Annotated in this window: 20 protein-coding genes; 3 read left to right on the forward strand and 17 right to left on the reverse strand. The window is 65.6% G+C overall.

What is annotated here, in order from left to right; translation table 11 throughout:
* Positions 1–249: 249 nt before the first annotated feature.
* The 16 genes from U5809_RS29310 to U5809_RS29385 form a co-directional block, all read right to left on the reverse strand.
* On the reverse strand, positions 250–1,380 hold the full coding sequence (locus U5809_RS29310; protein WP_322089066.1) for an SLC13 family permease: 1,131 nt from the start codon (positions 1,378–1,380) through the stop codon (positions 250–252).
* Positions 1,381–1,390: 10 nt separating this feature from the next.
* Positions 1,391–2,284 (reverse strand): ParB/RepB/Spo0J family partition protein, encoded by an 894-nt coding sequence (locus U5809_RS29315; protein ID WP_011546803.1) that lies wholly within the window; start codon positions 2,282–2,284, stop codon positions 1,391–1,393.
* Between the two features lie 31 nt (positions 2,285–2,315).
* Entirely contained in the window at positions 2,316–3,095 is a 780-nt protein-coding gene (locus tag U5809_RS29320; RefSeq protein WP_176049120.1) for a ParA family protein, read from the reverse strand.
* 51 nt (positions 3,096–3,146) lie between these two features.
* Positions 3,147–3,833 (reverse strand): 16S rRNA (guanine(527)-N(7))-methyltransferase RsmG, encoded by a 687-nt coding sequence (gene rsmG / locus U5809_RS29325; RefSeq protein ID WP_322089067.1) that lies wholly within the window; start codon positions 3,831–3,833, stop codon positions 3,147–3,149.
* Positions 3,830–5,800, reverse strand: a complete 1,971-nt coding sequence (mnmG, locus tag U5809_RS29330) for a tRNA uridine-5-carboxymethylaminomethyl(34) synthesis enzyme MnmG (protein ID WP_322089068.1) — start codon at positions 5,798–5,800, stop codon at positions 3,830–3,832. The genes rsmG and mnmG overlap by 4 nt, the downstream gene beginning before the upstream one ends.
* Before the next feature lie 1,015 nt (positions 5,801–6,815).
* Positions 6,816–7,571, reverse strand: a complete 756-nt coding sequence (locus U5809_RS29335) for an ABC transporter ATP-binding protein (RefSeq protein ID WP_176049126.1) — start codon at positions 7,569–7,571, stop codon at positions 6,816–6,818.
* Positions 7,571–9,355, reverse strand: coding sequence for a branched-chain amino acid ABC transporter ATP-binding protein/permease (locus U5809_RS29340; protein ID WP_322089069.1), 1,785 nt, complete (start codon positions 9,353–9,355; stop codon positions 7,571–7,573). Before U5809_RS29340 ends, U5809_RS29335 begins: the two co-directional genes overlap by 1 nt.
* Before the next feature lie 4 nt (positions 9,356–9,359).
* Positions 9,360–10,415 carry a branched-chain amino acid ABC transporter permease gene (locus U5809_RS29345; protein WP_322089070.1) on the reverse strand — a complete coding sequence of 352 codons (1,056 nt, stop codon included), beginning with the start codon at positions 10,413–10,415 and terminating at the stop codon, positions 9,360–9,362.
* A 200-nt stretch (positions 10,416–10,615) separates the two neighbouring features.
* On the reverse strand, positions 10,616–11,773 hold the full coding sequence (locus U5809_RS29350) for an ABC transporter substrate-binding protein (protein ID WP_282506297.1): 1,158 nt from the start codon (positions 11,771–11,773) through the stop codon (positions 10,616–10,618).
* A 76-nt stretch (positions 11,774–11,849) separates the two neighbouring features.
* The gene (locus tag U5809_RS29355; RefSeq protein WP_322089071.1) at positions 11,850–12,272 is read right to left on the reverse strand and encodes a hypothetical protein; all 423 of its coding nucleotides are present in this window, start codon (positions 12,270–12,272) and stop codon (positions 11,850–11,852) included.
* Positions 12,273–12,848: 576 nt separating this feature from the next.
* On the reverse strand, positions 12,849–13,823 hold the full coding sequence (locus U5809_RS29360) for a branched-chain amino acid ABC transporter permease (RefSeq protein ID WP_322089072.1): 975 nt from the start codon (positions 13,821–13,823) through the stop codon (positions 12,849–12,851).
* Positions 13,823–14,707, reverse strand: coding sequence for a branched-chain amino acid ABC transporter permease (locus tag U5809_RS29365; protein WP_034188182.1), 885 nt, complete (start codon positions 14,705–14,707; stop codon positions 13,823–13,825). Before U5809_RS29365 ends, U5809_RS29360 begins: the two co-directional genes overlap by 1 nt.
* Before the next feature lie 128 nt (positions 14,708–14,835).
* Complete coding sequence (locus U5809_RS29370) at positions 14,836–16,035, reverse strand: ABC transporter substrate-binding protein (RefSeq protein WP_176049133.1); 1,200 nt, start codon at positions 16,033–16,035, stop codon at positions 14,836–14,838.
* A 77-nt stretch (positions 16,036–16,112) separates the two neighbouring features.
* The gene (locus U5809_RS29375) at positions 16,113–16,868 is read right to left on the reverse strand and encodes an ABC transporter ATP-binding protein (protein WP_309286939.1); all 756 of its coding nucleotides are present in this window, start codon (positions 16,866–16,868) and stop codon (positions 16,113–16,115) included.
* A complete protein-coding gene (locus U5809_RS29380) occupies positions 16,865–17,644 on the reverse strand; it encodes an ABC transporter ATP-binding protein (protein ID WP_282506296.1) in 780 nt (259 codons plus the stop codon). The genes U5809_RS29375 and U5809_RS29380 overlap by 4 nt, the downstream gene beginning before the upstream one ends.
* Positions 17,645–18,077: 433 nt before the next feature.
* The gene (locus U5809_RS29385) at positions 18,078–19,763 is read right to left on the reverse strand and encodes a GMC family oxidoreductase (protein WP_322089073.1); all 1,686 of its coding nucleotides are present in this window, start codon (positions 19,761–19,763) and stop codon (positions 18,078–18,080) included.
* Positions 19,764–19,947: 184 nt separating this feature from the next.
* Between U5809_RS29385 and U5809_RS29390 the strand changes: the two genes are divergently transcribed.
* Together U5809_RS29390 and U5809_RS29395 are read left to right on the forward strand one after the other, a co-directional pair.
* Positions 19,948–20,847 (forward strand): LysR family transcriptional regulator, encoded by a 900-nt coding sequence (locus U5809_RS29390; protein ID WP_322089074.1) that lies wholly within the window; start codon positions 19,948–19,950, stop codon positions 20,845–20,847.
* Positions 20,848–20,977: 130 nt separating this feature from the next.
* Entirely contained in the window at positions 20,978–21,511 is a 534-nt protein-coding gene (locus tag U5809_RS29395; protein ID WP_176049141.1) for a class IV adenylate cyclase, read from the forward strand.
* Between the two features lie 64 nt (positions 21,512–21,575).
* On the opposite strand, the gene U5809_RS29400 is transcribed toward U5809_RS29395, so the two are convergent.
* Entirely contained in the window at positions 21,576–22,061 is a 486-nt protein-coding gene (locus tag U5809_RS29400) for an Lrp/AsnC family transcriptional regulator (protein WP_006408082.1), read from the reverse strand.
* A 139-nt stretch (positions 22,062–22,200) separates the two neighbouring features.
* Here U5809_RS29400 and phhA point away from each other — a divergent pair, with 139 nt between their 5' ends.
* Entirely contained in the window at positions 22,201–23,094 is an 894-nt protein-coding gene (phhA, locus tag U5809_RS29405; RefSeq protein WP_322089075.1) for a phenylalanine 4-monooxygenase, read from the forward strand.
* The last annotated feature ends 19 nt before the right edge of the window (positions 23,095–23,113 follow it).

Consider the following 23,113-nt stretch of genomic DNA (forward strand, 5'->3'; position numbering starts at 1 on the left):
GGAACAGCGATCCGGAATGACGCCGCGCGACGCCCCGGAACACACGAAAGGCTGTGACCGATCGAGCGCACGCAACGTGCGAATTTCGATCCGACGCTCATGCATCGTTAAGTCCAATCAGTTGTCGCGCCGCCACAGATGTTCGACTGTGGGTTGCGGCACTTATCAACAACCTATAGCCACAGCGAACGCTGTGCCCTCCTCCCAACCACCCGACTCGCATATCTGTGCCGCGCGCACCCGCCTCGCTCAACCGTGAACGAGCAGCCACGCACCGAGTATCGCGCTCACGAGCGCGAACGGAATCGACACCAGATGAAACGGCAGCCACATGCGCGGCTCCTTCGCGAGACGCACCGCGATCAGGTTCGCGAGCGAGCCGATCGCGAAACCGAAACCGCCGACCGATACGCCGAATGCGAGCGCGCGCCAGTCGTGCGCGAATTCCGACAGCAGGATCGCGGCCGGCACGTTGCTGATTACCTGTGACAGGAGCGCGCCGGCGGCGTAGACACGCAGCGGCGAATCGAGTTGCGCATTCGCAATCGTGTCGTGCACGACGGGCAGCGCAGCCGCAGTACGCAGCACGACGAACATCAGTACGAAGATCAGCAGCAGCAGCCAGTCGATCTTTAGGACTGCGTCGCGTTTGACGGCGAGCAGCACGATGGCGACACCGACGAGACCGGGCAGCGGATGATGCGCATCGGCGAGCAGCACGAACGCCGCGAACAGCACCGCCGCGATCAGCGCGTGCATGCGTTGTACGGGCAACGCAGTGGCATCGCCGGACAGGTCGAGAGGCTTCGCGCGAAACACGCATGCGGTCAGCACAAGCAGCAGCCCCATCAGCGCGAGCGCGAGCGGCCCGAGCGTGACCACGAAGCGGCCAAACGACACGCCGCTCAATTGCCACAGGAAAAGATTCTGGGGATTGCCGAGCGGTGTCGCGACGGACCCTGCATTGACGGCCAAGGCGACGACGATCACGAGGCGCCGGAACGGCAGTGGTGTCAGTGCACGCAGCGACACCATCAACGGCATGACGACGAACAGTGCGACGTCGTTGGTGAGCCACATCGACAGCACCGCGGCGAATCCGACGAGCAGCATCGCGAGCCCGCGTTCGGAGTGCACGTGATGAACGATGCGATGTGCGAGCCACATCAGGCAGCCGGACAACTCGAGTGCCTTGGTCAGCATCAACAGGCCCGCGAGCGTCGCGACGGTTTGCCAGTCGACGCGACCGGCGAGTACCGCAAATGGTTGCGGGCGCACCCATTGCAGCACGATCAGGCCGAGCGCAAGCACCGACAGAACCGGTTCCTGCGCAAGCCAGCCGAGCCACCGGCGCGGCGCAGGTGCGCCGGCTTTCTCCATCGGCACCGCGTTACTCTTCGGTCGCGACGTTACCGCGCAGCCGCGCGAGAATGCCCTCGAGCGCGTCGAGATTGCCGAAGTCGATCAATACCTGCCCGCGCCCGCGGCGGCCGAGCTTGATCTTCACGGTCGACGCGAGCAGGTCAGACAACTCCTCCTCGAGACGGCGCGTGTCGCGGCCGCCGTCGTCTTTCGCGCGTGCCTTCACGGCCGGCGCTTCCTTCGTCGTGTGCGACACCAGCTTCTCGGTCTCGCGCACCGACATGCGCTTGTTGACGACCTGATGCGCGAGCGTAATCTGCGTCGCCGCATCGACGGCGAGCAGCGCACGCGCGTGGCCCATGTCGAGATCGCCGGCCAGCAGCATCGTCTGTACCGGCGACGCGAGGTTCAGCAGGCGCAGCAGGTTCGACACCGCGCTGCGCGAACGGCCGACCGATTCGGCCGCCTGTTCGTGCGTGAAACCGAATTCGTCGAGCAGGCGCTGGATACCGTGCGCTTCTTCAAGCGGGTTCAGATCCTCGCGCTGGATGTTCTCGATCAGCGCCATCGCGGCGGCGGCCTGATCGGATACGTCCTTCACGAGCACCGGCACTTCATCGAGGCCGGCCAGGCGCGCCGCGCGGAAACGCCGCTCGCCCGCGATGATCTCGTATTTGTCTGATGAAATAGGCCGCACCAGGATCGGCTGCATCACGCCCTGCGCGCGAATGCTCGCGGCGAGCTCCTGCAGGCTGCCCTCGTCCATCCGCGTCCGCGGCTGGTACTTGCCAGCCTGCAGCTTGCCGAGCGCGAGCGTGTTCGGCGCCCCTTCGATCTTCACCGCTTCGGTGATATCGGCACTGCCGCCGAGCAGCGCTTCGAGGCCACGTCCCAAGCCCTTCTTCTTTGGTACCGCGTTCATGTCTTTCTTCCTCGCTTCGCTCATGTCCGGATCACGACACCTCGAACGCGCGCACGCGCTCGATCATCTCGGCTCCGAACTGGAGATACGCTTGCGCACCGCGCGAGTTGCGGTCGAACACGACGCCCGGCAACCCGTAACTCGGCGCTTCCGCCAGGCGCACGTTGCGCGGAATCACCGCGTCGAACACCTTGTCGCCGAAGTGCGCTTTCAGTTGATCGGAGACTTGCTGCTGCAGCGTGATACGCGGGTCGAACATCACGCGCAGCAAGCCGATGATCTTCAGGTCGCGATTCATGTTCGCGTGAACCTGCTTGATCGTGTTGACGAGGTCGGACAACCCCTCCAGCGCGAAGTACTCGCACTGCATCGGGATCACGACGCCATGTGCCGCGCACAGCCCGTTCAGCGTCAGCAGCGACAGCGTCGGCGGGCAATCGATCAGCACGAAATCGTAGTCGTCGGCCACGTGCTCGAGCGCCGCCTTCAGCCGGCGCTCGCGGTTGTCGATGCTGATCAGTTCGATCTCGGCACCCGACAGCTCGCGATTCGCGGGCAGGACGTCGTAGGTGACGCCGTCCGGGCGGATGCGCGCGTCGGTCACCGACACGCCGTCGATCAGCACTTCGTACACGGTCGATTCGCAGGCGGCCTTGTCGATCCCGCTGCCCATCGTCGCGTTGCCCTGCGGGTCGAGATCGATCAACAGGACTCGTTGCTCCTGCGCTGCAAGGCTTGCGGCGAGATTGACCGATGTCGTCGTCTTGCCGACGCCCCCCTTCTGGTTCGCAACGCAGAAGATCTTTGCCATCGTTGGTGTGTTCCCTTTACCTTCAAACAAACGGCGCGCTACCGCGCGCCTTCAATTCGCGTCGTCGACGGCCACTTCGAACAGATGCCGTTCGGCATCGAGCATCGGCACCGCCAGCCGTATCGTCTGCTTCACGCGGCTGCCTTCCGGCAAGCGCGCAATTTCGTCATCCGGGTGAACGCCCTTCATTGCCCAGATCGATCCGCCCGGCGCGACCAGATGTCGAGCAAGTTTAACGAAGTCGGATAGATCCGCGAAAGCGCGGGACACGATCATGTCGAATTTTTCTGGCACTTCGACACCCGGCTGCAGCGATTCGACTCGGCCGGTGACGACCGACAGGTTCGCCAGCTTCAGCTCCGCGCGCATCTGCGTCTGGAATGCAGACTTCTTCTGCACGATATCGTTCAGCGTGACCTGCCAGTCGGGCTCGACGATCGCCAGCACGATGCCGGGCAGCCCGCCGCCCGAGCCGACGTCGAGCACGCGCGCCGATGCGCGGCCACGCAGATGCGGAACGATCGAAAGCGAATCGAGGATGTGCTGAATCAGCATCTGCTTCGGGTCGCGGATCGCGGTCAGGTTGTAGACCGCGTTCCACTTGCCGAGCAGCGCGACATAGTCGAGCAGCTGGTTGCGTTGTGCATCCGTCAGCGCGAGGCCGAGCGCCGTCGTGCCTTCGACAAGCATCTGTTCCAGTACGTCCCGATTAACCGCCGGCGCGCGACGCGCCGTCATTGTTGCGTCGGGACAGCGCCGTCCCCCTGCTCCGTTGCCTCAGTGGCAGGGCCATTCCGGCGGCCCAGGCCGCGACGCTTCAGGTGCACCATCAGCAGCGAGATTGCCGCCGGCGTGACGCCCGAAATACGCGAAGCCTGCCCGATCGTTTCCGGCCGGAACTCGTTCAGCTTCTGGCTCACTTCGAACGACAGCCCGCGCACTTCGCGGTAATCGATGCCGTCCGGCAAACGCGTGTTCTCGTTCGCATCGTTGCGCTCGATCTCGGATGCCTGGCGCTCGATATAGCCCTGATACTTGATGCCGATCTCGACCTGCTCCTTGATCTGCTCGAGCAGCACCGGATCGTCGCTCAGCGGCTCCGCAGGGCCGCATTCGCCACCCTTCAGGTCGCACACGCCGTCGTAGCTGATGCCCGGGCGGCGCAGCAGCTCGGCGAGGCTGTATTCGTGATCGATCGCCTTGCCCAGCAGTGCAGTCGCCTCTTCCGGCGGCAGTGTCTTCGGCGTGACCCACGTCGACTTCAGGCGTTCGGTTTCACGTGAAACAGCGTCGCGCTTCCGGCTGAATGCGTCCCAGCGCGCGTCGTCGACGAGCCCCAGCTCGCGGCCGATCTCGGTCAGTCGCATGTCGGCATTGTCTTCACGCAAGCTCAGGCGGTACTCGGCGCGGCTCGTGAACATCCGATAAGGCTCGGCCACACCACGCGTCACGAGATCGTCGACCAGCACGCCCAGGTAAGCCTGATCGCGGCGCGGGCACCATGCGTCCTTCTCCTGCACGTAGCGGCCCGCATTGAGACCGGCCAGCAGGCCCTGCGCTGCCGCTTCTTCGTAGCCCGTCGTGCCGTTGATCTGGCCCGCAAAGAACAGTCCGTTGATCGCCTTCGTCTCGAGCGACGCCTTCAGCGCGCGCGGGTCGAAGTAGTCGTACTCGATCGCATAGCCAGGGCGCAGGATGTGCGCGTTCTCGAGGCCGCGCATCGAATGCACGAGCTCGAGCTGGACGTCGAACGGCAGGCTCGTCGAGATCCCGTTCGGGTAGTACTCGTTGGTCGTCAGCCCTTCCGGTTCGAGGAAGATCTGGTGCGATTCCTTCGATGCGAACCGATGGATCTTGTCCTCGATCGACGGGCAGTAGCGCGGCCCGACACCTTCGATCACGCCTGTATACATAGGCGAACGGTCGAGGCCGCCGCGAATGATGTCGTGCGTGCGCTCGTTCGTGTGCGTAACCCAGCACGGCAGCTGCTGCGGATGCTGCTCCGCGCGGCCCAGGAACGAGAACACGGGGATCGGATCGAGATCGCCCGGCTGCTCGTCGAGCTGCGAGAAGTCGATCGTCCGGCCGTCGATACGCGGCGGCGTACCGGTCTTCAAGCGGCCCTGCGGCAGCTTCAGCTCCTTCAGGCGCGACGACAACGACACGGCCGCCGGATCGCCTGCACGGCCACCCGTGTAGTTGTTCAGGCCGACGTGGATCTTGCCGTCGAGGAACGTGCCGGCGGTCAGCACGACAGCGCGGGCGCGGAAGCGGATGCCGATCTGCGTGACGGCGCCCACCACACGGTCGCCTTCGACCATCAGGTCGTCGACGGCCTGCTGGAACAGCCACAGGTTCGGCTGGTTCTCGAGCCGGTGGCGGATTGCCGCCTTGTACAAGATGCGGTCGGCCTGTGCGCGCGTCGCCCGCACGGCCGGGCCTTTCGACGAATTGAGGATCCGGAACTGAATACCGCTCTCGTCCGTCGCCGCGGCCATTGCGCCGCCCAGCGCGTCGACTTCCTTGACCAGATGGCCCTTGCCAATGCCGCCGATCGACGGATTGCAGCTCATCTGCCCGAGCGTTTCGATGTTGTGAGTCAGCAGCAGCGTCTTCGCGCCCATACGGGCGGACGCCAGCGCGGCTTCAGTGCCGGCATGGCCGCCACCGACGACGATGACGTCAAATTCTGTGGGAAAAAGCATGGTGGATTCCGCACGCAGAGCTGCGCACGAACCTATCAGAGAAATGTATGGGCCGAATTATAGCGGGTTCGCTTTTCACCCGAATGCCGTCCGAATGGTAGGGTCTGTGCATTTCGTCGATTTTTCCGTGATCGGCCGATGAATCCGTGGCGCAGAGCCCGCTCCGGCAACGCTTCCAGCCCGCTTGTCAGCACATTGTGGCGCCTGTGCGAAGATTCGCTTGCGGGGAAATTTCACGTGAAACACACACCCATTCGATACCCGGGCCCTGCATGACAACACCGACGAAACATTCTGTGCAACCGTGCCCGCCCTCTTCCCCACAGATTTTCCGACGGTTCGCTCGACAGATATCCCCTGTGACGTGGCACATCCTCGTTCCGTGGAACAAGCGGCAGCCCTCCGTGAACGATGCGTCGGGCCGTCATCCGCGCTGTGGGCGCCTCGAACAATGCGATTGCACAGAACTTCCGACTGTTTTCCTCGCGACTATGCCCGTGCTCCGCACGACCACCCGGACGGAACATCCTGTGCGACCTGACACATCCTCGTTCCGTGGAACAAGCGGCAGCCCTCTTCGAACGATGCGTCGAACCGTCATCCGCGCTGTGGGCGCCTCGACCAGCGCTATTACACAGAACTTCCGACTGTTTCCCTCGCACTTATCCCCCGGTCACGACTATGCCCGTGCTCCGCACGACAACCCGGACGGAACATCTTGTGCGACCGCGCCCGCCCTCTTCCTCTCAGATTTTCCGACGATTCGCCCGACACTAATCCCCTGTGGCCCGGCACATCCTCGGCCTGTGGAACAAGCGGCAGCCCTCCGCGAACGATGCGTCGAACCGTCCATCCGCGCTGCTGGCGCCTCGACCAGCGCTATCACACAGAACTTCCGACTGTTTCCCTGGCACTTATACCCGGTCACTAGCCGTCGTATACCGGCACCCCACAAACAAAAACGGCGTGTTTCACGTGAAACACGCCGCCCGTTTCCCGCCAACTGCCACAACCATCAAGCCGTCTTCTTCGCCAGCCCAAGGTACGTTTCGATCACACGCGGATTCTGCGCGAGCTCGGCAGCCGGCCCTTCCAGTGCAAACTCACCGGTCTCCAGCACATAGCCGTAGTCCGATATCTGCAACGCAGCCCGCGCGTTCTGCTCGATCAGCAGCGTCGCGACGCCTGTACCGCGCAACGCGCTGATGATATGAAAGATCTCCTTCACGATCAGCGGCGCGAGCCCGAGGCTTGGCTCATCGAGCATCAGCAGGTCAGGCTTGCCCATCAGCGCGCGCCCGACCGCGAGCATCTGCCGCTCGCCGCCTGACAGCGTGCCGGCCGCCTGCTTGCGGCGCTCCTTCAGCCGCGGAAACAGTGCAAACACGTGATCGAGCTGGTCGAGAAAGTTCGATTCGCCAGCCAGCTTGCGCCGATACGCACCCAACACGAGGTTGTCTTCAACCGTCATCGTGCTGAACAGCTCGCGCTTTTCCGGTACGAGGCACATCCCGCGCGCGACACGCTGCTCGACCGGCAACGCGCCGACATCGTTGCCGCGATACACGACCGCGCCCGATGCATGCCCCGTCACCGGCAACGCACCCATGATCGCGTTCAGCAGCGTCGACTTGCCGGCGCCGTTCGGGCCGATCACGCTGACGATCTGCCCGGCGCCGACCTTGATCGCCGCGCCGTGCAGTGCTTCCACTTTCCCGTACCGGACCGCCAGCCCGCGCACTTCGAGAATCGGCATTGTCGTGCCCGTCATCACTCCACCCCGCCCAGATACGCTTCGAGCACGGCCGGGTCCTGCTGCACATCTTGCGGCAGCCCTTCCGCGATCCGCGTGCCGAACTCCATCACCACCAGCCGGTCGGTGAGATTCATCACGAAATCCATGTCATGTTCCACGAGCAACACGCTCATGCCTTCGGCCTTTAGCCGTCGCAGCAGGTCGGCGAGCTGTTGCTTCTCCTGGTAACGCAGCCCCGCAGCCGGCTCGTCGAGCAGCAACAGCGTCGGATCGCAGCACAGCGCGCGTGCGATTTCGAGAATCCGTTGCTGGCCGAGCGCGAGGCTGCCCGCTTCGTCGTACATGTGCTTTTCAAGCCCTACGCGGCGGATCTGGCGTGCGGCTTCGGCCAGCAACTGCGCCTCCTCGTGTGCGTTGAGCCGCGCGATGCTGCGCCAGACGCCCGTATGGCCACGCAGATGCGCACCGATCGCGACGTTCTCGAGCACCGTCATCGCCGGCAGCAGCTTCACGTGCTGGAACGTACGGCCGATGCCGCGGCGGACGATCTGGCGCGACGTGAGCCCGTCGATGCGCTCGCCACGGAACGTAATCGTGCCGCCTGTCGGCTTCAGCACGCCCGTCACGAGGTTGAACGTGGTCGACTTGCCGGCGCCATTCGGGCCGATCAGCCCGATGATCTGCCCCGCTTTCACATCGAAGCTGACGTCGTTGACGGCCACGAGCCCGCCGAACTGCTTGCGCGCGTTGTCGACTACGAGCAGCGGCTCGCCGGCCACCGGCTTCGCACGTTGCGGCAGCGGATCGGCCTGCTCGGGCACGTGCGCGCGCGGCCCGCGCGGGAACAGCCTCGCAACGAACGGCCAGACGCCCTGGCGCGCGTACTGCAGCAGCAGCACCATCAGCACGCCGAACACGATGATCTCGAAGTTGCCTTCCGAGCCGAGCAGCTTCGGCAGTAGCGTCTGCAGGTAGTCCTGCAGCACGGTGAGGATCGCCGCGCCGAGCACCGCGCCCCACACGTGCGACACACCGCCGACCACGGCCATGAACAGGAATTCGATCCCGTGGTTCAGGCCGAACGGGGTCGGGTTCACCGCACGCTGCAGATGCGCGTACAGGAAGCCCGACACGGCTGCCAGCACCGCTGCGTAGACGAAGATCACCACGCGCATCCACGCGGTGTTCACGCCCATCGCCTCGGCCATCACGCCGCCGCCACGCAGCGCGCGGATCGCGCGTCCCGGGCGGCTGTTCAGTAGGTTCTGCACCGACACGATCGCGGCCAGCACGACGGCCCAGATCAGGAAGTACAGACTGCGGCCGCTTTCGAGCGTGATGCCGAACAGGTTCAACGCCGGAATCCCGTTGATCCCGTCGTACTTGCCGAGCAGTTCGAGGTTGCCGAACAGGTAGAACAGCGCGAGGCCCCACGCGATCGTGCCGAGTGGCAGGAAGTGGCCGGACAGGCGCATCGTGACCGCGCCCAGCACGAGCGCGACAACCGCGGTCAATACGACGCCGACGATCAGCGCGAGCCACGGCGACACGCCGTAGTGCGTCGTCAGGAACGCGGTCGCATATGCACCGATGCCGACGAACGCGGCCTGGCCGAAGCTCGTCATCCCGCCGACGCCCGTCAGCAGCACGAGCCCGATCGCGACGATCGCATAGAGGCCGATATAGTTCAGCAGCGTGATCCAGTACTCGGGCACCTGCAGCGCGCCGGGCAGCACCGGCAACGCGAACAGCACCACGAGAAACACCCAGAAGGTCTTGTTGCGTACCATCGTCTTCATCGCGTCACTCCTCTTCCTCTTCCGCGTGCGGCGTCACGAAGCTCCGCCACAGCAGCACCGGAATGATCAGCGTGAACACGATGACCTCCTTGTACGCGCTCGCCCAGAACGACGAATACGATTCGAGCACGCCGACGAGCAGCGAGCCGGCGGCCGCGAGCGGATAGCTGACGAGCCCGCCGATGATCGCGCCGACGAAGCCCTTCAGGCCGATCAGGAAACCCGAGTCGTAGTAGATCGTCGTCAGCGGGCCGACGAGGATCCCGGACAGCACGCCGAGCCCCGCCGCGAACGTGAACGCGAGCCGCCCCGCTTCGGTCGTGCCGATGCCGACTAGCCGCGCGCCGAGCCGGTTCACCGACGTCGCGCGCAGCGCCTTGCCGGCGATCGTGCGGCCGAAGTACACGTAGAGCGCACCGATCAGCACGAGCGCCGTGACGACGACCAGGATGCTCTGCACCGACACCGTCATGCTGCCGACCGCGAGTGACGCATCCGAGAACCCGTTGGTACGCGAGCCTTCCGCGCCGAACATCACGAGCCCGAGGCCGACCATCGCGAAGTGGACGGCAACCGACACGATCAGCAGCAGCAGCGTCGTGCCTTCGGCGATCGGCTGGTAGACGAGCCGGTAGACGAACGGCCCCATCGGCACGACGATCGCGAGCGTCAGTGCGATCTGCGCAAGCATCGGCATCGGCTGCGCGGCAAAGCTGCGCGTGATCGCGAACACCGCGAGCGGCAGCAGGATGTAGCGGCTACCGAGCGTCGCGAGCGTGCGGCCGAGTTGATGGCGGCGTTCGCGATGCCGGATCAGGCCGCCGACTTCGAGCAGGAAGCACGCGATGCCCATCACAAACAGCAGCCAGCAAGTGGCCGGGAATTTCTGCGCCTGTAACGCGGCTAGCGTCAGCGCACCGTAGGCGACGAATTCGCCCTGGGGAATGAAGATCACCCGCGTGACGGAAAACACCAGCACGAGCGCCAGAGACAGCAATGCATAAATGGCGCCGGTCGTGATGCCGTCTTGCGCGAGGATCGCCGCAATCGAGAGATCCATACGTTTCGTGTATCGAGAATGCTGCGGAGAAACGAAAGACGGAGACGGCCGGGGCGCGGACGACACGACAGGCGCATCACGCGCCATGTGCCGGGCCCCGGACGTTCCAGGCGGCACGGGTGCGGGCCCATCCGGCCCGGCACCCTGCCGACGGCATGCGCGGCGCCGTTCGCGCCGCGCATGCCGGTTTCACGTGATGCTTACTCGGCCTGCAGCTTCCACTTGCCGTCGACGATCTGCACCATCACGCGCGCGCGCGTGTCGAAGCCGTTGTGATCGGTCGCCGTCATGTTGATCACGCCGTGCGACACGGGCAGGTCTTTCACGTTTTCGAGCGACGCGCGCAGCGCTTCGCGGAATGCCTCGGTGCCCGGCTGGCCCTTCTTCAGCGCTTCCGGAATCGCACGCTGCAGCAGCAGCCCCGCATCCCATGCATGGCCGCCGAACGTCGCCAGCGAGCCCGCGCCGTAGGCCTTCTCATACGCGGCCTTGTAGCCGAGCGCCGGCTTCTTCACCGGATTCGAATCGGGCAGCTGGTCGGTCACGAGCACCGGGCCGGCCGGCAGGATCTCGCCTTCGCAATCCTTGCCGCACACACGCAGGAAGTCGTTGTTCGCAACGCCGTGCGTCTGGTACACCTTACCCTTGTAGCCGCGCTCCTTCAGCGTCTTCGCCGGCAGCGCCGCCGGCGTGCCCGAGCCGGCGATCAGCACCGCATCCGGGTTCGATCCCATCAGCTTCAGCACCTGCCCCATCACCGACGCGTCGGTGCGGTTGAAGCGCTCGTTCGACACGACCTTCAGGCCGTTCTTCGCGGCCGCCGCATTGAACGTGTTGTACCAGCTGTCGCCGTACGCATCGGCGAAGCCGATGAAGCCGACCGTCTTCACGCCGTGCTTCGCCATGTAGCCGGCGATCGCGTCGGCCATCAGCTGGTCGTTCTGCGGCACCTTGAACATCCACGCACGCTTCGCGTCCATCGGCGCAATGATCTGCGCACTCGCCGCGAGCGAAATCGTCGGCGTCTTGCCCTGCGACACGGGATCGAGCATCGCGAGCGAGTTCGGCGTGACCGACGAACCGATGATCGCGTCGACGTGATCCTCGTCGATCAGCTTGCGCACGTTCTGCACCGCGCGGCTCGTATCGGAGGCGTCATCCAGCACGATGTACTGCACGCTCTTGCCCGCGATTTCCTTCGGCAGCAGCGCGATCGTGTTCTTTTCCGGAATCCCGAGCGATGCGGCCGGCCCGGTGGCCGACAGCGTCACGCCGATCTTCACCTGCGCCGACGCCGTTGCCGCCGCGCACACGAGGCCCGCGGCAAGCACGGCCTCCATCCATCGATTCATCTTCATTTACGTTGTCTCCAAACGCTGCTCGAAAAAGCCACGGGTGCTCGGGCGGCTCCCGGTCCCCAAACAATTTAATATCTTAAATATCTCGCTCGGCCGCGCCCATGCTCGTTTTCCCGTGAAACGCCGCACCCATGCGCCCCATGCCGGCCGAAACGGTCATTCGACCGTCACGATGCGCAACAGCAATGTCGTCAGGATGAAGAAGGCGAAGAAATGCAGGATCGTGCGGGAGATCGATGCGGGTGCAACGATAGCGGGAAGGCACGCCGATCCGGCCCGACGGGGCCGGGCCGGCGAACGGCGAAACGTCGGAAAACCGGCAGGTCATGAGGATGCGGATACGGATGCGAGCGCAACGACCCGCGATGGCGTCGCAACGCGCATACAGGCCGCAGAACGGCTCGGGATAGCCGCGAAGAGCTGTCCCATACCCCGCGACGAACGAGCGGCGCCAACCGCCCCTCCTGCCCCGAACCATCGTCCTGCGCTGCTCATCCAACCGTACTCCCTCTTCTGCATTCTGCTTGTAGGAGAACTGCCGACCGTTTTCCCGACCGCTCGGTCGGCGAAAGCTGAGTGTAACGGACGCGTTTCGCGCACGCCAACCGGGTAAGCCCGGACAGCGTGTGCGCAATGGCGTGCTGTCTGCGAACGAATAACGGAAACGGGAAAAACGGGGGGACGACGCGAAGCGCGGAAGAGAGGCGGTGCGAATGCAGGCGCGCGACAGGATGATCGCGCAGGCCGATGCACCATCGGGGGAAATCCGTGCACGCAAATGAAAAAGCGCTGTTGGATTCCGTCCAACAGCGCTTTGGGGTCCGGGCACTTTGTGCCTCGATTGTCTCCTCGTTCTCCACCTGCAAATTCGTTTCGCGGTGCATCAGAACTAGGGTGAATCTTAAAGAGGCTTAAGCACCGCGGCAACTTAGCATTTACCCCTATGGTGCATTGCCGCACGAAAATGGGGCATCAGCGGGCCGCGCGGCGCCGGCCCGAGCCCGCTGCAACGCCCTTCCGGAGCGGGCCGGATGGTGCTTCGCATCAACGCCCCGGTGACGCGCGCCGCACGCGTTCAGGACGCCCTGAGCGGCTTGATCCGCGCGACCATCTCGCCGACGATGCCGCGCCGGAACGCAAGCACGCACGCGATGAAGATCAGCCCCGTGACGATCGTCGCCGATTCGCCAAGCGAGTGGAACCACGCGACGCCCGTCGTCGACGCGAGCCATTCGCCGATATCGCCGAGCCGGTCTTCCAGCGCGACGATCAGCGCCGCACCCAGCAGCGGCCCGAACAGCGTGCCCATCCCGCCGACCAGCGTCATCAGCACGACGAGGCCCGACATCGTCCAGTACGCGTCCGACAGCGTCTCGAAGCCGAGCACGAGCACCTTCAGCGAGCCGGCCAGCCCTGCGAGCCCTGCCGACAGGATGAACGCGAGCAGCTTGAATCGGTCGGTGTCGTAGCCGAGCGAGATCGCGCGCGCTTCGTTCTCCTTGATGGCGACGAGCACCTGGCCGAACGGCGAATGGACGACCCGCACGATGAACGCGCAGGCGGCGACGACCACCGCGAGCACGACGTAATACAGCGCGACGTCGTTCGACAGGTCGAGCAGCCCGAACAGGTGGCCACGCGGCACGCCCTGCAGGCCGTCCTCGCCGTGCGTGAACGGCGCCTGCAGGTAGATGAAGTAGACCATCTGCGCGAACGCGAGCGTGATCATCGCGAAGTAGATGCCCTGCCGGCGAATCGCGAACAGCCCGACGACGAGCCCGAGCAGCGTCGCGGCAACGGTGCCGGTCAGCACGCCGAGTTCCGGCGTGAAACCGAGCGTCTGCATCGAATAGCCGGTCGCGTAGCCGGCTGTCGCCAGGAACATCGCATGGCCGAACGACAGCAACCCCGTATAGCCGATCAGCAGGTTGAACGCGGCCGCGAACAGCGCGAACGCGAGCACCTTCATCACGAACACCGGGTACGCGCCGATGAACGGCGCGGCGAGCAGTGCGGCGAGCAGCAGGCCGTAGAGCGCTTTTCTCTGCATCATTTTTCCTTGCCGAAGAGGCCCGCCGGGCGGAACAGCAGCACGATCGCCATGATCACGAACACGACCGTGGCCGACGCTTCGGGATAGAACACGCGCGTGAAGCCCTCGATCACGCCGAGCAGCAGGCCCGTGACGATCGAGCCGAGGATCGAGCCCATCCCGCCGATCACGACCACCGCGAACACGGTGATGATCATCGGCTGCCCCATCAGCGGCGACACCTGGATCACCGGCGCGGCCAGCACGCCCGCGAATGCGGCGAGCGCGACGCCGAAGCCGTAGGTGAGCGTGATCATCATCGGCACGTTCACGCCGAACGCCTCGACGAGCTTCGGGTTCTCGGTTCCCGCGCGCAGATACGCACCGAGACGCGTCTTCTCGATCACGAACCACGTCGCGAGACACACCGCGAGCGACGCGACGACGACCCACGCGCGATAGTTCGGCAGGAACATGAAGCCGAGGTTGGTGGCGCCGGACAGCTGGGACGGCACGTCGTACGGCTGGCCCGACGATCCGTAGATCGACCGGAACACGCCTTCGACCACCAGCGTGAGGCCGAACGTGAGCAACAGCCCGTACAGGTGATCGAGCTTGTACAGCCAGCGCAGCATCGAGCGTTCGATCGCGATCCCGAACGCGCCGACCACCAGCGGCGCGAGCACGAGCATCGCCCAGTACGGCAGCCCGAAGTACGACAGGCCCATCCACGCAAGCATCGCACCCAGCATGAACAGCGCGCCGTGCGCGAAGTTGATCACGTTGAGCAGCCCGAAGATCACCGCGAGCCCGAGGCTCAGGATCGCGTAGAACGAGCCGTTGACGAGCCCGAGCAGCAACTGGCTCAGCATCGCCGGCAACGGAATGCCAAAGATTTCCATCGACTTAGCCGTCAGAATGAGTTTCGTTGCGTGCGCAACCTTTCTGCGTCATGCACGCGGGCGGCGCAACGGGCACATCGCTGCGGCCGCCGCCGAGCGGCGTGCCCGTGCACGCCGCTACGCCCTGCTTACTTCCACAACGCGCAGCGCGTTTCCTGCTTGGTCCCGAACGCCTGTTCGCCCGGAATCGTCGCGAGCACCTTGTAGTAGTCCCACGGCTCCTTCGATTCCGACGGCTTCTTCACTTCCATCAGGTACATGTCGTGGATCATGCTGCCGTCCGTGCGGATGTAACCCTTCGCGTAGAAGTCGTTGATCTTGATCTTCTTCAGCTCGGCCATCACCTTGTCGGAGTCGGTCGTGCCGGCGGCCTGGACTGCCTTCAGGTAGGTCGTCACCGACGAATAGTCGGCCGCCTGCAGGCTCGACGGCATCTTCTTCATCTTGCCGAAGTAGCGCTGCGCCCACTGGCGCGACGCCGCGTCGCGATTCCAGTACCAGCTGTCGGTCAGCACGAGGCCCTGCGTCGTCTCGAGGCCGAGGCTGTGCACGTCGTCGATGAACATCAGCAGCGCGGCGAGCTTCATCGTCTTCGTGATGCCGAACTCCTTCGCGGCCTTGATCGAGTTGATCGTGTCGCCGCCCGCGTTCGCGAGGCCGAGGATCTGCGCCTTCGACGCCTGCGCCTGCAGCAGGAACGACGAGAAATCCGATGCGGAAAGCGGGTGACGCACGGTGCCGAGCACCTGGCCGCCGTTCGCCTTCACGACATCCGACGTGTTCTTCTCGAGCGCCTTGCCAAACGCGTAGTCGGCCGTCAGGAAGAACCACGACTTGCCGCCCTGCTTCACCACCGCCGAACCGGTGCCCTTCGCGAGCGCCATCGTGTCGTACGCGTAGTGGACCGTGTACGGCGTGCACTGCTCGTTGGTCAGCGTGTCGGCGCCCGCGCCGATGTTGATGTAGACCTTCTTCTTCTCGCCCGCGACCTGGTTCATCGACAGCGCGGTGGCCGAGTTCGTGCCGCCGACCAGCAGGTCGAGCCCGCCGCGGTCCATCCATTCGCGCGCCTTCGACGCGGCGATGTCGGCCTTGTTCTGGTGGTCGGCGTAGACGACTTCGATCGGCTTGCCGAGCACCTTGCCGCCGAAGTCGGCGACCGCCATGCGGATCGCTTCGAGGCCGCCCTGCCCGTCGATATCCGCGTAAAGCCCCGACATGTCGGTGATGAAGCCGATCTTCACGGTATCCGCCGCGTGTGCGGCGCCGGCGGTGAACGCGGCGGTCGCGAGCGCGAGACAGGCCTGTGCGAGGGTCTTCATTTTCATTGACGTCTCCTGTTGTTCTGATGCGTTGTGGTTATTCGAGGGCCGCCACGGCTAGCGGCAAGGGAAACGGGGCGGCGTCACACCCCGAGCAGGTCGTGCAGGGTCGGCATCTTGCTTTCCAGTTCGGCCGCCTGGAAATGCTCGACGATGTTGCCGTGCTCCATCACGTAGAAACGGTCGGCAAGCGGCGCGGCGAAGCGGAAATTCTGTTCGACCATCACGATCGTGTAGCCGCGCGCCTTCAGCGCGACGATCATCCGTGCGAGCGCTTGCACGATCACCGGTGCGAGGCCTTCGGAAATCTCGTCGAGCAGCAGCAGGTTCGCACCGGTGCGCAAGATCCGCGCGACCGCGAGCATCTGCTGTTCGCCGCCGGACAGGCGCGTGCCCTGGCTCTGCCGGCGCGACGCGAGGTTCGGAAACATCGCGTAGATCTCGTCGAGCGACATCGCGTGCTCGCGCGGCCCGATCAGCGGCGGCAGCATCAGGTTCTCCTCGCACGACAGGCTCGAGAAGATCCCGCGCTCCTCCGGGCAGTAACCGATGCCGAAATGCGCGATGCGGTGCGTCGCGAGGCCGATCGTCTCGTTGCCCGCGACCTTGATCGACCCGCTGCGGCGGCCCGTAAGGCCCATGATCGCGCGTAGCGTCGTCGTGCGGCCCGCGCCGTTGCGGCCGAGCAGCGTGACGACCTCGCCGCGATGCACCGTCAGGTCGACACCGTGCAATATGTGGGATTCCCCGTACCAGGCCTCCAGGCCCGTGATCTCCAGCGCGGGCGTACCGCTCTCGACGCCGCTCAATTCGCGTTCCTCCCGTTCGCTGTGCTTCATGCGTGCGCCCCCGCGAGCGCCGCGTCGGCACTGCCCATGTAGGCCTCGATGACGAGCGGATTCTTCGATACCTCCGCATACGAGCCTTCGGCCAGCACCTCGCCGCGTTGCAGGACGGTGATCGTGTCGGAGATGCCCGCGATCACGTTCATGTTGTGCTCCACCATCAGGATCGTGCGGCCGTTCGCGACCTTCTTGATCAGCGCGGTCACGCGGTCGACGTCCTCGTGGCCCATCCCCTGCGTGGGCTCGTCGAGCAGCATGAGTTCGGGTTCCATCGCGAGCGTCGTCGCGATCTCGAGCGCGCGCTTGCGGCCGTACGCGAGCTCGACGGTCGGCACGTGCGCGAAATCGGTGAGACCGACCTGCGTGAGCAGATCCATCGCGCGATCGTCGAGCCGTTTCAGCGTGCTTTCGCTGCGCCAGAAATGGAATTCGGTGCCGAGCGCACGCTGCAGGCCGATGCGCACGTTCTGCAGCGCGCTCAGGTGCGGGAACACGGCCGAGATCTGGAACGAGCGGATGATGCCGCGCCGCGCAACCTGCGCGGGCCGCTCGTTGGTGATGTCGATGCCGTTGAAGACGATCTGGCCGGCCGTCGGCGTCAGGAACTTGGTGAGGAGGTTGAAGCAGGTGGTCTTGCCCGCGCCGTTCGGCCCGATCAGTGCGTGGATCGCGCCGCGACGCACACGCAGGTTGACGCCGTTCACGGCGGTGAAGCCCCTGAATTCTTTTGTCAGTCCGCGTGTTTCCAGAATCGTGTCGCCGAGAATCATGTTCCCTTCCGTACGAAGTCAGGCGAAGCACCGGGATGCCTGGCGCAAGCGGCCGCGAACAGGTCAGCGGATCAGCGGGCTGCCCCCGGGCGCCGTGGTACGCCTCGAGGGTTGGTCTCCCGCGCCGACGCGTATGCACATTGCGCAACATTGTCGCGCCGTTGGTGCAGTGCAATCATCGGGATTTGCACTTATAGGGCTGGCCGCCCTGTCGCATGCGGCTGTGCGCGATTTTTCGCCATGCTTTTTTGACACGTGCATCATCGCGCGTTGACCTTCCGACATGCACGGCACGCCTACGATGAAAAAAGCCGCGCGACTGCGCGGCTGGCAAGGCACGTGCCGTTCGAACAAACGCAACGGCAGCTTGTTTCGCATAGCGAATCAGCGGGCGCTTTCATGACGGCCTGCTGTCGCGCGTGTCAGCGCGCCGTCACGCGGCTGTCACCGCCGGCTCGGTTCGCACCGTCGTCGCATCGCGCGCCGCACGGCGATCGGCGCGGATCATGTCGCTCGCGCGCTCGGCAATCATCAGCGTCGGCGAATTGGTGTTGCCCGAGGTGATGAACGGCATCACCGACGCATCGACAATTCGCAGCCCGGCGATGCCGCGCACGCGCAGCCGGCTGTCGACCACCGCGCGCGCATCGTCGGCACGCCCCATCCGGCAGGTTCCGACCGGATGGAAGATCGTCGTGCCGACCGCGCCGGCCGCCTCGATCAGCTCGGCTTCGCTCCGGTATTGCGTGCCCGGCAGGATTTCCGCGGGACGATAGCGCGCGAGCGCCGGCGCGGATGCGATCCGGCGGGTCAGGCGCAGCGCGTTCGCGGCGACATGCCGATCGTGGTCGGTCGACAGATAGTTCGGCGCGATCGCCGGCGCGATGCCCGGATCGGCGCTCGTGACATGCACGCTGCCGCGCGATGTCGGCCGCAGATGGCAGACCGACGCCGTAAATGCGTTGAAGCTGTGCAGCGGCTCACCGAAGCGTTCGAGCGACAGCGGTTGAACGTGGTATTCGAGATCGGGGCGCGTGAGCGCAGGATCATCCGGATCGGATTTAGCGAACGCGCCGAGCTGCGACGGCGCCATCGACATCGGCCCGCGCTGCAGCAACGCATATTCGGCGCCGATCATCAGCTTGCCCCACCAGTGCGCGGACAGCGTATTGAGCGTGCGCACGCCCTCGACGCGAAACGCCATCCGCAACTGCAGGTGATCCTGCAGGTTTTCGCCGACGCCCGGCAAATCCTGCACGACGTCGATGCCGAGCGCCTGCAGCCGACGGCCGTCGCCGATCCCCGACAGTTCGAGCAGTTGCGGCGAATTCACCGCGCCGGACGTCAGCAGCACTTCCGAGCGCGCCCGCGCGACGTAATCGGTGCCGCCGCCGCGATACTCGACGCCGACCGCGCGCCGCCCCTCGAAGATCACGCGCTGCGCCTGAGCGCCGGTGATCACGGTCAGGTTCGGCCTGGCCATTGCGGGACGCAGGAATGCCTTCGACGTATTCCAGCGGACGCCGCGCTTCTGGTTCACCTCGAAATAGCCGACCCCGGTATTGTCGCCGCGGTTGAAATCGTCGGTGGCGGGGATGCCCGTCTGCTGCGCGGCCTGCGCGAACGATTCGAGGATTTCCCAGCGCAGCCGCTGCTTCTCGACGCGCCAGTAGCCGCCCGCGCCGTGCGCATCGCTCGCGCCCGCGTGGTGGTCCTCGCTGCGCTTGAAGATCGGCAGCACGCTGTCCCACGACCAGCCGGCGTCGCCGGTGGCCTCCGCCCAGCTGTCGTAATCCTCGCACTGGCCGCGCATGTAGATCATTCCGTTGATCGACGAGCAGCCGCCGAGCACGCGGCCGCGCGGATACGACAGCGCACGGCCGTTGAGCGCCGCTTCGGGTTGCGTCTTGTACAGCCAGTCGGTGCGTGGGTTGCCGATGCAATACAGATAGCCGACCGGGATATGGATCCAGTGATAGTCGTCCTTGCCGCCTGCCTCGAGCAGCAGGACGTGGATGTCGGGATCCTCGGTCAGGCGGTTCGCGAGCACGCAGCCCGCGGTGCCCGCGCCGACGATCACGTAATCGAATTCGCCTTCGAGCGTGCGTGGAGTACTCACGGCGTGTCCCCTTCTTCCTTGTTGTGCGGCGCGCGGCGCGGTGCCGCGCGCATTTTCAGCATAGTGCGTCGCGGGCCGCGCTGGCGGCCGTGCGCTGCAACCCGAGGAAGCGTACTCCCGCCGCCGGCCGCCGATCCAATGAGTTATGCTGAACTGCGTTATAAGCTGCGCTCATATCACGACGATGGATCTCACCCTGCTCCGCGCGTTCGCGACGGTCGCGCGCGAAGGCAACCTGACGCGCGCCGCCGCGCAACTGCACCTGACGCAGCCGGCCGTCAGCCTGCAGATCAAGCATCTGCAGGAGACGCTCGGCGTCACGCTGTTCACGCGCACGTCGCGCGGGCTCGCGCTCACGCGCGACGGCCAGACGCTGCTGCCGCACGCGGAACGCGCGCTCGCCGCGGCCGCCGACGTGCAGCGCGCCGCTGCTGCGCTGCGGCATGAGGTGCGCGGCCGGCTGCGAATCGGCACGATCCTCGATCCGGGCTTCCTGCGGCTCGGCGGCTTCCTGCGCGCGCTGGTCGAAACCCATCCGCAGATCGAGACGGCGCTGCGGCACGGGATGTCGGGCTGGGTGATCGAACAGGTGCGCGCACGCGCGCTCGACGTCGGCTACTACATCGGCCGGCCGGGCGAGGACGATTCGCTCGACGGCGCACTGTTCCACACCGTCACGCTCACGCATTTCCAGTACCGCGTACTCGCGCCGGCCGGCTGGAAGGAGCGCGTGCAGCGAGCGCACGACTGGCGCGCGCTCGCCACGCTGCCGTGGATCTGGACGCCGCCGGCGTCCGCGCACCACCGGCTGCTGTCGCGGCGCTTCGCGGATGCCGGCGCGCAACCGGTGAAGGTCGCCGAGGTCGACCAGGAGCAGTCGATGCTCGATCTCGTCAAATCGGGGATCGGATTGACGCTCGCGCGCGACTCGACCGCGCTGGCCGAAGCGCATGCGCACGCACTGACGATCGTCGAGCGCGTGACGGTGCCGACCGAGCTGACGTTCGTGACGCTCGCCGAGCGGCGCGACGAACCGGCGATCGCGGCCGCGCTGCGGCTGATCGAGGCCCAGTGGGCGATATGAGCGGCGCTGATGAAGCGGCGTCCGCGCGCGGACGCGTCATCGCGCCACACCGACCGTCACGCCAGCGACTCCGCGTTTTTGCTAGATTGTGCGTTCGCACACCGCGAGACCCCGATTGAAGGAGACCCGCATGGCCCGCAACATCGAGATCAAAGCCCGCGCCCGTGAATTCGACCGGCTGCGCGAGCAGGCTGCCAAGCTCGCGACCGAAGCGCCGCTGTTCTACCGCCAGCAGGATTTCTTCTATGACGTGCCGCGCGGCCGGCTGAAGCTGCGCCGCTTCGAGGACGGCACGCCGGCCGAACTGATCTTCTATCAGCGCGACGACCGCGACGGCCCGAAGGCGTCGTACTACACGCGCAGCCCCGTGACGAACCCCGACGCGATGCATTCGCTGCTCGCGACCGCGCTGACCACGCGCGGAATCGTGACGAAGGAACGGCACGTGTACCTCGCGGGCCGCACGCGCATCCACCTCGACCGCGTGGACGGTCTCGGCGATTTCATCGAACTGGAAGTCGTGCTCGGCCCGGACGACGATGAAGCCGGCGGCGAAGCCGAAGCGCACGACGTGTTCGCGAAGCTCGGCGTGGCGCAGGACGATCTCGTCGCGGTTGCATACGTCGACCTGCTGAACGCCGACACGCAGCACGAACCGGCCTGATCCGTCCCCACGACGGGCGGTGCAGCACGGCCGCCTTCAGCCCTGCCGCCGCCTCATCGCTGCTTCAAGCGGCGCCGGGTGCCAGGTGCGCGAGCGGCAGCGCGCCGTTGCGCTTGAAGGTCGTCAGCACGATGTTCGAGCGCACGCTGTCGACGCCCGGCACGCGCATCAGTTTCTTCATCACGAACTGCGACAGCGCGTTCAGGTCGGGCGCGACGATCCGCAGCAGGTAGTCGGCATCGCCCACCACCGCGTGGCATTCGAGCACTTCGGGCAGCACGTCGATCTGCTGCTGGAACTGCTCGATGATCGAATCGCCGTGGTGCTTGAGCTTCAGGCTCGTGAACGCGGTCACGCCGAGCCCGAGCTTTTCGGGCCGCAACATCACGCGATAGCCTTCGATCACGCCGGCCGCCTCGAGCCGCTGCAGCCGCCGGCCGATCTGCGACGGCGACAGCGGCACCTCCTCGCCGAGCTGCTGATGCGTCGCGCGACCGAAGCGCTGCAGCACGTCCAGCAGCGCGAGATCGAAGTGATCGAGTTCCAGCATGAGCATTCTCCGCATTGATTCATGATTTGATGCGCGATTATCGCATCAACCTGCAAATCAACGCCAACTATGCGCCCATTCCGCGCACGGCCCGCTCTACACTTGCATGGTTACCCACCACAGCATGCAGAGCCTGATCATGTCCACCGTCGTCACCGCGAAACTGCAGGAGCAGTTCGACGCGGGCCTCGAAACCCGCGCGGATTTCACCATCGACCAGCCGTTGCAGCGCTACGGCCAGGTCGACCACGCGGTGTGGAAGCAGCTCTATGCGCGCCAGTCGGCGCTGCTGCGCGGTCGCGCGTGCGACGCATTCGTCGCGGGGCTGGGCAAGATCGATCTGCCGGCCGACCGCGTGCCGTCGTTCGCCGACGTGAACCGCCAGCTGAAGCCCGCGACCGGCTGGGAGATCGTCGCGGTGCCCGGCCTCGTGCCCGATCGTGTGTTCTTCGAGCACCTCGCGAACCGGCGCTTCCCGGTCACCTGGTGGATGCGGCGCCCCGACCAGCTCGACTACCTGCAGGAACCCGACTGCTTCCACGACCTGTTCGGCCACGTGCCGCTGCTGATCGACCCGGTGTTCGCCGACTACATGCAGGCGTACGGCCGCACCGCGCTCGCGGTCGCCGACGACGAAGCGACGCTGGCGCGGCTCGCGCGGCTCTACTGGTATACGGTGGAATTCGGGCTGATCCGCGACCCGCGCGGCACGAACGGGCTGTCGATCTACGGCGCCGGAATCGTGTCGAGCAAGGGCGAAAGCCTGTACAGCCTCGAAAGCGCGGCGCCGAACCGGCTCGGTTTCGACCTCGAGCGCGTGATGCGCACGAAGTACCGGATCGACACGTTCCAGAAGACCTACTTCGTGATCGACGATTTCGCGCAACTGTTCGCGCTCGCCGACGTCGACGGCCGCGCGCTGGCCGACCGGCTCGCGGCCCTGCCCGAGTTCGCGGCCGGCGCGGTGCTCGATACCGATCGCGTGCTGCACCGCGGCACGGGCGAAGGCTGGCCCGACGACGCCGACGCGTGACGCTTCAGGGCGCCGGGGC

The organism is Burkholderia sp. BCC1999 (assembly GCF_905339975.1).
Classification (GTDB): Bacteria; Pseudomonadota; Gammaproteobacteria; order Burkholderiales; family Burkholderiaceae; genus Burkholderia.